The organism is Calothrix sp. CBUCES-K 9914 (assembly GCF_059640475.1).
Map to the genome: position 1 here is coordinate 25,170 of NZ_JBXXZH010000014.1, position 15,157 is coordinate 40,326.

Annotated in this window: 12 protein-coding genes; 8 read left to right on the plus strand and 4 right to left on the minus strand. The window is 39.2% G+C overall.

Annotation, left to right across the window (positions count from 1 at the left end; translation table 11 throughout):
* Positions 1-42 precede the first annotated feature (42 nt).
* Both AC2JBO_RS04975 and AC2JBO_RS04980 read right to left on the minus strand, forming a co-directional pair.
* Complete coding sequence (locus AC2JBO_RS04975; RefSeq protein WP_496952524.1) at positions 43-2,229, minus strand: CHASE3 domain-containing protein; 2,187 nt, start codon at positions 2,227-2,229, stop codon at positions 43-45.
* Between the two features lie 199 nt (positions 2,230-2,428).
* Entirely contained in the window at positions 2,429-3,760 is a 1,332-nt protein-coding gene (locus tag AC2JBO_RS04980) for an adenylate/guanylate cyclase domain-containing protein (protein WP_496952525.1), read from the minus strand.
* 62 nt (positions 3,761-3,822) lie between these two features.
* Here AC2JBO_RS04980 and AC2JBO_RS04985 point away from each other — a divergent pair, with 62 nt between their 5' ends.
* From AC2JBO_RS04985 to AC2JBO_RS04995, 3 genes are all read left to right on the plus strand, one after another.
* Positions 3,823-5,355 carry a DEAD/DEAH box helicase family protein gene (locus AC2JBO_RS04985; protein WP_496952526.1) on the plus strand — a complete coding sequence of 511 codons (1,533 nt, stop codon included), beginning with the start codon at positions 3,823-3,825 and terminating at the stop codon, positions 5,353-5,355.
* Positions 5,356-5,521: 166 nt separating this feature from the next.
* Positions 5,522-7,618 (plus strand): S-layer homology domain-containing protein, encoded by a 2,097-nt coding sequence (locus AC2JBO_RS04990; RefSeq protein ID WP_496952527.1) that lies wholly within the window; start codon positions 5,522-5,524, stop codon positions 7,616-7,618.
* Between the two features lie 216 nt (positions 7,619-7,834).
* Complete coding sequence (locus AC2JBO_RS04995; protein ID WP_496952528.1) at positions 7,835-9,058, plus strand: DUF790 family protein; 1,224 nt, start codon at positions 7,835-7,837, stop codon at positions 9,056-9,058.
* Positions 9,059-9,116: 58 nt separating this feature from the next.
* Here AC2JBO_RS04995 and AC2JBO_RS05000 read toward each other — a convergent pair whose 3' ends face one another.
* The gene (locus tag AC2JBO_RS05000; RefSeq protein ID WP_496952529.1) at positions 9,117-9,806 is read right to left on the minus strand and encodes a PD-(D/E)XK nuclease family protein; all 690 of its coding nucleotides are present in this window, start codon (positions 9,804-9,806) and stop codon (positions 9,117-9,119) included.
* Positions 9,807-9,893: 87 nt separating this feature from the next.
* Here AC2JBO_RS05000 and AC2JBO_RS05005 point away from each other — a divergent pair, with 87 nt between their 5' ends.
* Together AC2JBO_RS05005 and AC2JBO_RS05010 are read left to right on the plus strand one after the other, a co-directional pair.
* Entirely contained in the window at positions 9,894-10,733 is an 840-nt protein-coding gene (locus AC2JBO_RS05005; RefSeq protein WP_496952530.1) for a fasciclin domain-containing protein, read from the plus strand.
* A gap of 388 nt (positions 10,734-11,121) precedes the next feature.
* The gene (locus AC2JBO_RS05010; protein ID WP_496952531.1) at positions 11,122-12,657 is read left to right on the plus strand and encodes a P-loop domain-containing protein; all 1,536 of its coding nucleotides are present in this window, start codon (positions 11,122-11,124) and stop codon (positions 12,655-12,657) included.
* A gap of 36 nt (positions 12,658-12,693) precedes the next feature.
* Here AC2JBO_RS05010 and AC2JBO_RS05015 read toward each other — a convergent pair whose 3' ends face one another.
* Positions 12,694-13,287, minus strand: a complete 594-nt coding sequence (locus tag AC2JBO_RS05015) for a DUF1802 family protein (RefSeq protein WP_496952532.1) — start codon at positions 13,285-13,287, stop codon at positions 12,694-12,696.
* Positions 13,288-13,377: 90 nt separating this feature from the next.
* Here AC2JBO_RS05015 and AC2JBO_RS05020 point away from each other — a divergent pair, with 90 nt between their 5' ends.
* From AC2JBO_RS05020 to AC2JBO_RS05030, 3 genes are all read left to right on the plus strand, one after another.
* Positions 13,378-14,340, plus strand: a complete 963-nt coding sequence (locus AC2JBO_RS05020) for an aldo/keto reductase (protein ID WP_496952533.1) — start codon at positions 13,378-13,380, stop codon at positions 14,338-14,340.
* 121 nt (positions 14,341-14,461) lie between these two features.
* Positions 14,462-14,746, plus strand: coding sequence for a type II toxin-antitoxin system Phd/YefM family antitoxin (locus tag AC2JBO_RS05025; RefSeq protein ID WP_496952534.1), 285 nt, complete (start codon positions 14,462-14,464; stop codon positions 14,744-14,746).
* Positions 14,743-15,057 carry a type II toxin-antitoxin system RelE/ParE family toxin gene (locus AC2JBO_RS05030; protein WP_496952535.1) on the plus strand — a complete coding sequence of 105 codons (315 nt, stop codon included), beginning with the start codon at positions 14,743-14,745 and terminating at the stop codon, positions 15,055-15,057. Before AC2JBO_RS05025 ends, AC2JBO_RS05030 begins: the two co-directional genes overlap by 4 nt.
* Positions 15,058-15,157: the final 100 nt, after the last annotated feature.

Genomic DNA, 15,157 nt, shown 5'->3' on the forward strand with positions numbered 1-15,157 from the left:
GATAATTAGCTTCGTTTAAGAATTGTTATAGCGTCACGCACCCTACCTTTTGGTCAATTTAATCCAAAATCTGCTGCCACTACTAATTTGTGATTCTACCCCAACTTGGCCACCCATACGTTCGATTGCTTTGCGAACAATAGCTAAACCAATACCCGTACCAGGGTAGGACTCTGCACCGTGTAAGCGTTCAAAAACTCGAAAAATTCGTTCTTGGTGTTGAGGTGCAATACCGATACCGTTGTCTTCAACCCATAAATATACTGAGTTTTGCTGCTCGCGCGCATAAATATGTACTTTTGGCTGTATTGATGGTTCTACAAATTTGATAGCATTACTAACTAGATTTGTCACCACTTGAACTAAGGTAGAGCGGTGAGTTATTACTTTTGGTAGAGTATCCACTGTAATTACAGCATGTTGTTGTTGAATTTGGGCGCCTAGTTGTTTTAATGCTTCTTCAACGATGCTGTTTAAATCTACTTCTTGTAGTTCAATTTGAGCGCGCGTTAAACGACTGTATGATAACAAGTCGGCGATTAAGGTATCCATTTGAACGGCACCTTCGGTTATATATTGAATATATTCCTGCGCTATTTCGTCGAGTTGATCACCGTAGTCTTCTTCCAAAGCTTGAGCAAAACCCTGCATCGTTCGTAAAGGCGCGCGTAAATCGTGAGATATTGAATAAGCAAAAGCCTCCATTTCGGCATTTACTTCTTTTAGTTGTAAAGTGCGTTCTTGAACTCGTTGCTCTAATGTCTCGTTAAGCTGCTGAATTTCTGCCTCTTTGCGCTTGCGTTCGGTAACATCTTCTGCTACCCCAGCAATTCGGTAAATTTCTCCTTCTTCATTACGAACCGGAAAACCTCGGTCTTGAATCCAGCGTACTTGACCATCAGGACGAATTATCCGGTACTCTATATTTAAGGTGCCACGATGTATATTTTCTCGGTGTAGTTCTGCATGACGCTGTTTATCATCTGGATGAATAGCCTGACTCCATTCCATAGGATTATTTCGTAGACTTTCAACCGTGCGTCCCCAAATTGTCTCATATGCTGGACTGAGATAAATTAACTGAGTGTTTCTTGGGTCAAAAATCCAAAAAACTTCATGAATATTTTCTGCTAGCTGGCGAAATTTCTCGTCGCTGCTGCGTAATTCTGCTTCAGTTGTTTTTAACTGGGTAACATCATAAAACGTTGCAACCGCAGCAATAATTTTTTCTGACTCACGAACAGGTGTAGAGCTAATATAAACAATTCGCTCGCTACCATCGGGTTGAGGATACCTAAATTCTTCATCTACAACACATTCCCCTGTCGTCAACGAGCGAACTACTGGATACTCATGAGTTTGATAACGTCGTCCATCTGGATGTAAAGCCTTGTACTTACTATAATCATCAATATTTTCTGTCGTAACAAGTGCATGTCCTAAAATCTTTTCTGCTTGCTTGTTACCAAGAATCAGTTTTCCTTCAGCATCTGCAATTACGGCGCCTACAGGTAATTGTTGCATCATTGTTTCCAAGCGATTACGCTCTTGCTGCAACTGCTGAAAAAGCTGCAAAAGCTTAGTTTGCTCTTGATGGCGAAGAATTCTATCACGACGAAATAAGTAATAAATAATTCCAACTCCTAGTATATTTACGCTGTTGGCTATTACTAAAGATACTAAGCTACTATCAATACTAGCTTTAGACTCAGCATTACGTAGTTGCAACAGTTTCTTTTCTTCCATCTGCATATCAGCTATCTGGCGCCGGATTTTATCCATAATCAGCTTACCTCTATTGCTTCGCACTACTTGTAAAGCAGCTTCTTGCCCTTGAGTCTGTTTGATATCGATAGTACTTTCAAGCTCAGTTAACTTTGTATCTACAGACTTCTTTAAATCAACAATCTGCTGTTGCTGTTTAACGTTGTCGCGAGTTAGCTGCTGCAAACTACCAATTTGCTGATTAACTGTATTGATAGCATTTTTATAAGGTTCTAAATAACGGTCATCACCCGTGAGTAAATAACCACGTTGCCCAGTTTCCGCGTCTTTAAGCGTAGACAGAGTTTTTTCAAGCTCACTAATTACCTCATGCGTTTGAGCAACCGACCGTTCGTTATTGACTACTTTCAAAGTATTGCGATAGGAAAGCGCTGCATTAAAAATCACCAACAGCAGCGTCAGCCCTAAACCAAGATTAATCTGTCGAGTCAGTGGTAGCTTCATTAAAAAGAGGGGGAAAGGGCAAAGGGAAAGGGGTAAGGGTAATTTGTCCCCGATTACTATTTTAGATTGGAGCCGATATGTAGGGGCGGTTATCCAACCATGATCAATGACAAACGAATATTCATCTAAACCCGCCTCTATCACACGATTAATATACAAATGTTGGGTTTTGCTGCGTTGCACCCAACCTACGTCCAGATTAATTACTCCTAACTCCTGAATTATGAATTATGAATTCTAACTTCCCCTTCAACAAATAAGTCATCATCTCCCCCTTCCCCTTAACTTTAATTACACCTCTGTTTTCAAATACATATTTATCTTTTAAACATTCATAAGTTCCTTCACAAACTTGGATGCATCCAGGAATACCATGTGATTCCATGCGACTTGCGGTATTTACTGTATCTCCCCACAAGTCGTAGGCAAATTTCTTTAAACCAATCACACCAGCAACAACGGGACCTGTGCTGATTCCAATACGAATAGAACATGAAGAATTGTTTTTTTGATTAAATTTTTGTATAGCTAGCTGCATATCTAACGCCATATCTGCTATGGATTCTGCATGGTCGTGACGTTGAATTGGTAAACCAGCAACAGCCATATAAGCATCACCAATTGTTTTTATTTTCTCAACTCCGTGTTGTTCAACTAGTTTATCGAACATTGAGAATATTTCATTTAATAACTCAACTAACTCTGCTGGTGAGGTAAAACTAGAAAGTTCTGTAAATCCGACAATATCCGCAAATAACACTGAGCAGGAACCAAAACTATCTGCTATTGTCGTTTGTTCTTGTTTAAGCTGACTCGCTATCATCTCCGGTAAGATATTCAATAGCAACCGCTCCGATTTCTGCTGTGCTGCTTCCATTTCTGTACGTGCGTCATATTCATTTTTACGTAATTGCTCGTATAAAATTACTGAAATATTACAAATTATACAAGTCCAGAATAAATAAAGTCCTTGTTCAACATAGTAAGCAAGCGAATTTTTCAATACTGGGTGATAAATTAAGTATAAAAATGCGTAACAAATAATTGTTCCAATCTGTGATAGTAAATGCAGGCGCCAAGCAACAGGTATAATTGTTGCTTGTGTGACAAACATTAACATCCACATATTTGTACGGGGTTCAATATTATTGAATAATATAGCTATATCTATTTGTACTGCACATGTTACCGACCAGCATAAACACAAGAAAATTAAATGCGGATAACGGCGCCCAATCCGGTTTCGGCAGAAAAACCAGCAAAACAGAATGAACAATTCAATCACAACTCCGATAGTAAGCGCGCTTATTTTATTAGTGGCTTGGTTGTTAATCCATACGAAAAAACCGATCAGCGTTAGCACAACAATCATCATAATCTGCGCTTGCAGTTGCATTCGCTTGAGCATAAATCGCTGTCGCTGCGCGCTATAGGAATCAAACAAGTTGGGAAGGTTTCCCCAGTGGGACATTATTTGATTGAGGAATTTATCATGGTTTTTGTTTTTGCCAAAATCAGGCGGGTTAATCATACGCTTTTTACGCTATTAGTAATAAATAGATAGAACAGATACAACAACGGGAACCGCCAAAAATGGCTCGCACCCCTACCTTAACTTTTGATCGTGGCACATTAATTTTGCATCCACCACCTAGGGGCAGAAGTTGGATGGATTTTGCCACATGGGATGACCGGGTAGAAAAATTCCGTATACCCGCGATTCAATACCGCGCGCTTGTCGAATCACTACAAGCGGAGAATACTATTTTTAACGATGATGCCAAAGCGTTTTACCAGGTGGACTTGGTAGCAAGTCTGGAAATGGAACCTTACCAGCACCAAAGTGAAGCGCTAGCAGCGTGGAAGTTGGCAGGTAGACAAGGCGTTGTGGTGTTACCGACAGCAGCAGGAAAGACGTATTTAGCGCAAATGGCAATGCAGGCAACACCACGCACAACGTTGATTGTGGTGCCAACGTTAGATTTAATGCATCAGTGGTACGCACATCTCAAGGCAGCGTTCCCAGATGCGGATATTGGTTTGTTGGGAGGAGGTTCGCGCGATAAAACTCCGATATTAGTGGCAACATATGATAGTGCAGCGATACACGCGGAAACATTAGGAAGTATGTACGCGCTGATTATTTTTGACGAGTGTCACCATTTACCAACTGATTTTAATCGAGTCATTGCGGAGTATGCGATTGCTCCTTATAGGTTGGGTTTATCGGCAACTCCCGAACGTACTGATGGGAAACACGCTGATTTAGATATTTTGATTGGTCGGGAGGTATATCGCAAACGTGCGGAGGATTTAGCAGGGAAAGCGTTAGCAGAACATGAAATCGTCCAAATCAAAGTTAAGTTATCGCAGCACGAACGCGAGCGGTACAATAAATTGATGCAAATTCGCAATGATTTTTTAAAAGAATCTAAAATATCTTTGGGCAGTCTTCAAGGATGGCAAAATTTTGTGATGGCTTCCGCGCGTTCCCAAGCTGGACGCAAAGCAATGTTAGCGCATCGCGAAGCCAAGGATATTGCTTTGGGCACTGATGGGAAAATTAGAATTCTTACCGACTTATTATCACAGCATTATCCAGATAGAATATTAATTTTCACTGCTGATAATAATACTGTGTATAAAATTTCTAATGAATTTTTAATCCCAGCGATTACTCATCAAACACCAGTGAAAGAAAGACACGAGATTTTAACTAAGTTTAAAGAAGGTGAGTTTAAGACTTTGGTTGCTTCCCATGTGTTGAATGAAGGTGTTGATGTGCCTGCTGCAAAGATAGCTATTATTTTATCGGGAACAGGTTCTGTACGTGAATATACGCAGAGACTAGGACGGGTGTTGAGGAAGGGTCAGGAGGCAAATAAGCAGGCAATATTATATGAAGTGGTGACAGAAGATACTAGTGAGGAAGGTACATCAGCAAGAAGAAGAAACGAACCGCAAAGGACGCAAAGGACGCAAAGGAAAGAGGAGGAGAATAAGGGGAATTTAAAAGTTGTGTATGGTACTGGTCAAAAGAAAACTCCGCGCGCTGCTGAACAATTAGGTTTATGGAACGATAATTCTGTTAACTCTAATGACTCAGGTGATAACCCTAATTTTTGATAGTATACAATAAATACAATACTTATAGTATATTCTGTGTAATTACGTAAATTATGAAAATTGCTTAAGGTTTTGTGTTAAATGTTGGTTTAAGGTGCCATACGGGATAACTAGGTGAGGAAGCGATTACGCTTCTTTGACTTTTATTTAATCGGTATGGTGTAGGATGAAAAACCAAAATCAAAATTTCTTGGCTTTTTTTAGCAAAGTAATTTTTGCAGTTGCCTATGTAGCAATGGTTTCACCAATAGCTTCTGCAAACACAACATCAGGGTTGCCTACCAGCATCAAAGAATCACAACTAATAGCACAATCAGATGAACAACCAACCGCAGAGGATGACGATAACTTGCCGGAAGTTGTAAAAGCATCTGTTTTTAAAGATATTTCTCAACGCGCTTCGGTTGAAGTTTCTTCTTTGCGCGTTCTCAAAGCTGAAAAGACTACTTGGTCTAATGGCTGTTTGGGTTTACAGTCCGATGAAGTTTGTTCACAAGCTTTACTCCCTGGTTGGCAAGTTGTTGTAGCTGGTAGTACGCAAGCTTGGGTTTATCGTACAGATGAATCTGGCAGTATAGCCAAAATTGATGAGAAATCTAGTCAGACAGTAACTGCAACAATTCTAAAAACACGAACTGTTAACGAACAAATAAGCAGTCGTACTAATACTGTTGAACGTCGTAGTCAAGTACTTTCTACTAGAACAACTGCGGTTAGTCGTGAGAACGAAACAAATATAAATGCTGCAAGCAATGTAGAGACGCGATATATCGCGTCTAGTACTAGAGTTAGTGCTGCAACTGTTGATGTAAAAAGCAAAAAACCCGGTTTTAGTCTTGCAATTCTTCAACCGTCAGGTAATTTTGAAGAAGTTATAGCGCGCGTTTCTGTGAAAGGTAAACGTGGTAAGGGTTATCTCAAAGAACGCTTTTTGGGTGACTATAAGTACAAAATCAAACAAAAAGCGAAATTTGTTAAGGGTTTGAAAGCTGGCGATAGAATTGTTGTCCGATTGTATGATACTCAAAATCGCTTTATCGGCTACAGCGAATTTGAATGTTTGTCAGCAAATACTGGTGTCAATCTCATATTGTCCAATAATCCCAGTGGCTATAAAGTCGTTCGTACAGTTTACGGTTTAGATACCAATTTTGATGGTGCCATTGACTCAGGTAGCACAACATATGATTATTTCACCCAGGTAAACGAACAACGTGTTGCTTTTTTAAGCAGTTTGCAGCAAGTGAATGTCAATCAATTCCAAGTTGAAGGATTATCAGCAGTTGCCAGTCGCAGCGTTTATCCTACATCTTTTACCCAAGGTGAGTATGCGCTAGTTCGACAATCTATCAATGCTTCTAGTTCTAACCTCGCTGCGGCATTAAAAGCTACACCAAGTCAGTTGGTGGCAGTAAATGAAGTTAGCGACGACGGCGCCTCGACTTTCGATGTCAGTAAAATGATGATGGAATATCGTGAGGTTGGTGTTGCTAACGGTATTCAAGTCAAGTTCTCAGATGTATCTGTAAATCACTGGGCAAAAGATTTTATTGCCGAGCTAGCAGCAATGGAAATTATCGAAGGTTTCCCCGATGGTTCTTTCCGTCCTGATGAACAAGTAACTCGTGCCCAATTTGCAGCGATAATTGCTCAAGCGTTTGAAAAAGCAAAAGTTCGCAAAATTGCTTCCTTCAGCGATGTCTCTTCTCGTTATTGGGCATTTAATGCTATTCGCGAAGCTTATCAAACAGGATTTTTAACGACTTCTGGTAATCAATTTAAACCAACTCAAGGTTTGTCACGTTTAGAAGCAATGCTAGCAATAGCGCGCGGTTTGAATTACACAGTTACAGGTTCAACCGAAGCAATACTCGCAGCTTACAGTGATTCTACTACCATTCGTAGTGAAGTTCGGAGTGCCATTGCTGCCCTTACCGAACGGGGTATCGTCGTCAACTATCCAAATATAGAAACCCTAAATGCGAATAAAGTCGCAACCCGTGCTGAAGTTAGCGCATTAATTTACAAAGCACTAGTTAGCACAGGTCAAGTCAGCGATATTTCTTCTGAATATGTTGCTGGAGGAAGTAATACCGAAATTGAATCGCGTGTTTCAGAAGCTGACGATGAAAGTGGTAAAAAACCTAAACGTCACTGTAACCAAGGTATTGGAAACGGCGCCGAAGGATGTGACCCAGGTAACTCTCATCCACATGGTGGCAGCAATGACGAAGGAGGACGCACACCAGGTAATAAAAGGTAATAATAATTTACTATACACATAAATAAGTACTCCCCGTTGTATAAAAAGACGGGAAGTACTTATTTTAAAGTAATATGTCAAAACGTTGACAAATTTTCTCTATCATTGTGATGGGCAGATATAACTTAAAGGGATATTGAAAAACTTCAGGCACAAAAAGCTAAACTTTAAGCCAAGCTTGAGTCCCACGCATGATTTTTTTAGTTGAGATAATAAATGTTACCAACTGATTTACTTATTTCTCGCCAAAATGGTGAACAAATTATACCAAAGCGTTTGAAGATTGAAGCGAAAAGTTTAGAGTTAGCAACTGAGTTAATTAATTGTTTTCAGGCAATGCGAGGTAAAACTCAAGGTGAATTAGAACGACAATTATCTGAATTAGAAGGGGAAAGTACTGATTACCGAGTTAAGCGAGGATTAGCTTATATTCTCAAAAGCAGTTTTTGCAATTTTGAAATAGTCAGTCCCATTGATCCACTTTTTCTACGCGAACGTGTATTTGCTCGTGCTGCTTTATCGGCGCCTAGTAAACAGCAAACACAGGCTACACTTACATATATAGCTGACGAATTGAGTAAGGAACTTGAGCGTGAAGTATTACCCGAACAAGTAAAATCAGGTTTATACGCCGATTTATCAGAAAACAGGATTTTAACAGCTTTCGAGGAACCAAACCCTGAAGCATTAATACATCGATACAATCTTTCACAAGTCCAAGGGATATTTTACAAAGCAAGTCAGTTAGTTATCAACGCGCATCGTAATAACCCTGGAGAATATAAACTTTTATTTCGGTATTTGAAATTATTTCAATTAATGGCTTATATCGAAGGAGACTCAGACCACGGGTTTACGATTACAATTGATGGTCCAGTCAGTTTATTTACTCCGAGTACACGCTATGGTCTTGCTATAGCAAAATTAATTCCCGCTATCCTCCACGTTACCAAATGGAGCCTTGCTGCAACATTAAAAATGCGCGATGTGTACAACGATACTTGGAAAATAGGAAGATTTGCGCTTCACTCTGCAGATTGTGGTTTAGTCACACATTACCCACCTGGGAAACCATACGATAGTATGTTAGAAGCATCGTTTGCCGATAAATGGGAATCTCTTAAAACTGAATGGCAATTAGAGCGCGAAGTTGATTTAATTCCAATACCCGGTAGCGTCATGATTCCCGATTTTCGTCTCGTTCATCCAGATGGTAGAGATTACTTACTAGAGATTGTAGGGTACTGGCGCCCAGAATATTTACAAAAGAAATTTTCTCAAGTCCGACGTTCAGGATGCAATAACTTAATCCTAGCAATTTCCGAAAGACTAAACTTAGAAAAAGCAGGAGTAAAATTAAACGACGTACCCGCGCGTATCGTTTGGTTCAAAGATAAATTACAACCAAAAGCAGTACTAGCAGTATTAGAGGATGTTTAAAACTCTCTTTGTGTCCTTTGTGTCTTTGTGGTAAAAAATAACTATATTATTGCACAGGCTATAAGCCTATGCTACGTTTTTCCCAATATTCTCTAACTCGCTTCTCCCATATCAACCAGTATTCTTCCATCGCTTCGGTATCAAACCAAAAGACTTCTGCGGGAGTATTTGGAATAGCTACAACCAAAAGCGCGCGTTTCACTTCAATATCATACTCACGGTAAGACTCACTCACTGCTCCTAAATATGCTGCTAACTGCAATGGATATTCATATAATCTTTCTATAGAACCTTTTGGCTTATCAGCAGTTTTCCACTCGCAAATACAATTTATACCTTCATAGCTGGCAACACAGTCAACTTGACCCGAATAGTTGAAATTGTAGTTAAAAACCGAGCCTTCAATTAATCTAACAGTATCAATTTTATCTAAAACAGGTTTAATACTTTCCCAGTATGGAAGACTAGCTTCAGGACAAATAGGGTCTTGATTAAGTAAATAACGTTCAATATGCTTGTGTGTTTGAGTACCACGACGACTAGCTTTTGTTGTAATTTTAGTCGCTTCTTCTACACCGATACGTGCTTTCCAATTAGCTAGCCTATCACGGTCTTTTTGTGGTTTGGTTGCATTCAATATTGTTGTCACGCTAGGAAAACTTTTTCCATCAGCATCAACGTAATATTGTTTACCATTTTGACGTGTAACCTTAGCATTTATACGGGGGAGTAATTGAATATCAAACATAAAAAATACTACTTTTGCTAGAGGAATTATATACAAAACTTAACTAACTTGATAACCGTGCGTATTTAATTACAAACCAGTGTAATCATGTTTAACAAAATCATAAATCCTGTCAGAATTGCTGCTGCTACTATGATAGGTATTAGCGCCCTAGCAGTACCTGTAACTGCACAAACAAATCAAAATCCGGGAGCGCCAACAAATACTCCAGAATCTCCAACAAATACTCCAGAATCTCCAGGTAGCACTACAGATACTCCCACTGGCACCACAAAACCATCAACAAATCGATCCACACCAGCCAAAAATCCAACAAACACGGCGAATGAAAATCTATTACAAGTAGCGCAGTCGAGTGGTACATTTACTACACTTGCACAAGCTGTTGAAGCAGCAGGTTTGTCTAGCACCCTTTCCAGCGGTTCTTATACAATCTTTGCACCTACCGACCAAGCTTTTAGCTCTTCCTTACCTCAAGGCGCCTTACAGCTTTTACTCGAACCTCAGAACAAAGAATTGTTAAGGGAAGTGCTTTCCTATCACGTTGTACCTCGTAAAGTTACTGCTAGTCAACTAAAAAATGGTTCTATCAAAACTCTCGGTGGTACGGTAACTGTTCGCAAAACTGGTAAGAAGGTGATTATAAACGATGCCAGTGTTACCCAAACTGACATCAAAGCAAGTAACGGTGTAATTCACGCAGTTAACCGCGTACTTCTACCAGCAAGCTTACGCAAAACCATCGCAGCAAAACTCCAACAAGAGTCAAACCCCACAACTCGACCAAATCAGGCGCCAGCACCAAATACAGCACCTGGAACAAACCAAACACCTACACAAAACCAAACACCTACACAAAACCAAGTACCTACACCTGGTCAAACACCCGAAGTAAACCCAGCACCTACACCCGGTCAAACACCATAATTAGAATATTTCCGACTCCGAACGCTGCATTGTCGATAATATATTAGCCCTATTTGTGTAGAGACGTGAAATTTCACGTCTCTACATCGCGTTTTGATCATCATTCATGTCTCTACATTGTCCAAAACGACGTAAAATCAATTAATCATTCATATATGCATTTTTGTTGCTATTTGTCAATAGTGATTTCCGACTATATTGTTATGTGGTTAACTGTACTAGGCATCGACTTGCGGATAGAATTGTAGTTAAATCAGACTGATATGCTATACCAAAATCTAAAGACTTTATTAAAAATCATGTGTTAGCTTAACTCTATGTCGTATGAAGTCAAATACCAGATTTTAGGTAGTTACTTCAACTTGCTATTATTTTTTATACAAATAATATGAAAACTCTTATAGAAAATTTTATTGGGCGTGATTGGCTTTTTCAACATATAAATAACTGGTTATTAAATAAAAATCAACGTTTTTTAATTCTAACTGGGGAACCTGGGGTAGGTTTAAGCAGTATTTCTACGCAATTGATTACGCGCAATTATGTAACAGCGTACCATTTTTGTACAATGGGGGACGTAGAAACTACAAAATCCAGCTACATATTAAGGTCTTTGGCTGTACAGTTAGGAAATTTGCCAAACTATGGACAAGCTTTGGCAAGTACAATTAAACCAACTGACTTACAAACTCAAGTTAATTATATTGACTCACTAACTGGAAGTGAGCTAACAAAACTTTACATTCAAAATTTGGCGCCAAATGACCCAGAAAACGAGCTTGAAATCTTAATTCGTCTACCTTTGACACAATTACAGCAACTTTCAACAGATGTAGTCATTTTGATTGATTCGTTGTACGAAGCTGGAATTACAGGGGATGAAAATATAATTAGGTTACTTGCACAATTGTATAGCTTAGAGTTACCCGATTGGGTACGCTTTATTTTGACATCTCGTCCCAAAGACCCATTACTACGGGAATTTACAAACGTTACACCATACTATATAGAAAACACGTCTTCATTGAATCTAGCAGACATCTGGCAGTATATCGAGGGACGTTTCAAAGATCCACGTTTTCAATTTTTGGATTATAACCGTTCAGGAGAGGCGCCCCCTGAACATTTACCAAGCGGAAGTTTAATCAGTCAGATTGCCAACTATGCAAAAGGCAATTTTTTGTATGCAAAGTTAGTAATAGACAACATAGCAGCACAGCAAAATATAGATAACCTCGATACGTTGCCCCACAGTATTGATGATATATACCACAACTTCCTTGAGCGTATCAATCGTGATGAATGTGATTATCAGCACATTTTAGGAAGATTGACGGTCGCACAGCAACCTTTAACACAAGAGCAGTTAAGCAAATTTACAGGTATTGAGATTGAGAAGTTATTGCAAAGTCTGGAAATACTGCGTCCTTTATTAGATGAAAATAAAGATGCACAAGGCAATGTAACTTATACTATTTTCCATGAATCACTGCGGGATTATTTACTCGACCGAAAACGTAGTGGAGATTTTTGGTCGGATGCTTCCTTACAGCATAACTTAATTATTGTGTACTACAAACCAGATTCTATCACTTGGGAAGAGGTAGACTGGACAAATTGCGATGAGTATGGACTGTTATACCTAGTCAGACATCTTGATGCTGCACGACGTGAGCAGGAGCTTTGCACCTTACTAACTCTTTCAGAAAAATGGATGCAAGCTAAATTTAATGCTTTCTCTAGTCATGCAGCTTATCTTGATGACCTTGAACTAGCAATTAACAAATTTCCGAAGTTATTACAACCAGAACAACTGCGAATGTTAATCAAACGTTATGTTGCACTGCGAAGTAACACAGCAGGAAGTGTGCAAGGTTCTTCAGGAAGGGGAAACTCAGGAAAATTTACTTTTTGTTTTCAATAAGAGGCGCCAAAATTGTGATATACGTTCTTATCTATCTTATATAGATGGAGCATATAACTTATCACCAATTATACAGCGAATATCATTTACAGTTTGGTTATAAGTAGATTCAGGTAAGACAGGTATTGCATCATCTATACTAATTGAACCCTCCAAATCAATCCAAGATTTACAACCACCATATGAGTCACGGTAAGGAATTTCCTCAACTCGTGCTAACTTGTACGCGCGTAGCAGCAATACAAATAAGGGTTGACGCGGTTTCCACTTGAGACGGTCATTTAGGAAATGCTCGTTCCAAATATGAAAAGGCAATAATTCGTTAACAACGTTTTCGGATGTTACAGGCAAAATGTCAGTAATATGTGCCCAGCTACCAATACGTACAGTTTGTGGATGCCAACCGGATGTTACAGGAACAACGCGCGCTTCGTATTCAGATTTAAGCAATCTTGGTTGCTGGTGTTCATAAGTCGGATATAGTAAAACTTGTGCTTGGGCAACTTGAAAGCGTCCACCTAGTTCGTGGATACCACCTTTGCGAAGCAGCATCACAGTATCACCTGCTTCCAAAGCTTCAATTGCAACAGCCCATTCCTTTAAAGCGTGGAAAGTACTAGTTAATTTCATAAATATCTACTTTAACACTGATTTTTATTGAACACTAAGTTCTATAAACTAAAAAACTATCCAGGTAGTGAATTTTAATTCAGGTGAAATATGGAAAAGCGACAGTTAGGAACATCCGAGGTGCATATTACACCCATTCTTATGGGAACTTGGCAAGCGGGTAAGAAACAATGGGTAGGTATAGAAGATGATGACTCAATAAAAGCAATACGCGCGGCAGTTGATGCAGGTATAACAACCATCGACACAGCAGAAGTTTATGGGCAAGGACATTCTGAAAGAATTGTAGCAGAAGCACTTTCCGATAAGCGTGACCAAGTAGAATATGCCACTAAAGTATTCGCTAACCATCTGAAGTACAATCAAGTCATAGAGGCTTGCGAGAATTCACTTAAAAATCTCAAAACTGACTACATAGACTTGTATCAAATTCATTGGCCTTCCGGCGCCTTCAATACGGAAATAGTGCCAATAGAAGAAACAATGCGCGCACTAAATGAATTAAAGGCACAGGGGAAAATACGGGCAATAGGTGTTTCTAACTTTTCAGGCGCCCAACTTCAAGAAGCAACTCAATACGGACGTATTGACAGTTTACAACCTCCATACTCTTTATTTTGGCGCTACGTAGAAAAAGATGCGGCGCCTTACTGTGTGGAAAATCAAATATCAATTATTGCCTACTCACCCCTCGCACAAGGTTTATTAACAGGGAAGTTTGAAAAAGGACATAAATTTGAGCAAGGAGATAACCGCGCTGATAATAAATTATTTCAAGGTGAGAACTTTGAACGCGCGCTCTCCGCATTAGAAAAATTACGTTCTATTGCCGAAAGTCATAATTGTACACTTGCTCAACTTGCGATAGCTTGGTTAATAGCTCAACCTCAAAGTAATGCAATAGTAGGCGCCAGAAATACCGAACAAGCTGTAGCTAATGCCAAAGCTGCAATAGTAAAACTATCAGACGAAGATTTACAAGAAATTGATGGTATTGGGCGCCTCGTCACCGACTACCTTGATGATAGCCCTGGAATGTGGACTTGGGCATAAAGAAGGATGGGCATCCTTGCCTGTTCTACAAGAGTTTGTCTTGTAGAACATGCAGGATGCCTGTTAAAATCTAAGAATCTTGCTACAATAAATATTTAATCCAAATAAAGTTACTATTTATATGCTTAATGCTGCACAGGGTATAGATTCCCTATCAAACTTTCAACAAAATACCACACAATTTATTGAGCAGTTGCGAGAGACTGGTCAACCAATGGTATTAACTGTTGATGGGAAAGCTGAGGTCATAGTGCAAGATGTGAAGTCATATCAGAAGCTGTTAAAATTAGTTGAAAGACTTGAGACAATAGAAGCAGTCAAAGTAGCGATTAACCAAATGAAAGCAGGAGAGGGTCAACCCGCTGATGAAGCATTTAAGGAAATATTGGAATCGCTAGAAAAATGAAATATCAAGTTATTATCCTTCCGGCAGCAAAAGTTGATATAAAAGAAGTAGCAAAATGGATTCGCAAAAATGACTCGCCTGAACAAGCAAAACTATGGGTAAATGAAATTAATAATTCGATTCTTACACTTGATACATTTCCAGCAAGGTGTGCATTGGCTTCAATTGATAATGCTTTTGAAGAAGAAATAAGGCAACTATTATTTGGAAAAGGAAGAAACACATATCGCATATTTTTCACCATTCAAGATACGCACGTAATTATACTTCGTGTTCTTCATAGCGCACGGAACATAGAAGCTGAGTTTTAAGTCCAAGATGTTCATATAAAGACGTAAAAGACCGTATATTTACCATCTGACTATTTTTCTCTGTATAAGCCAAAATAGTATTCTAACGGTTTATCAGTGG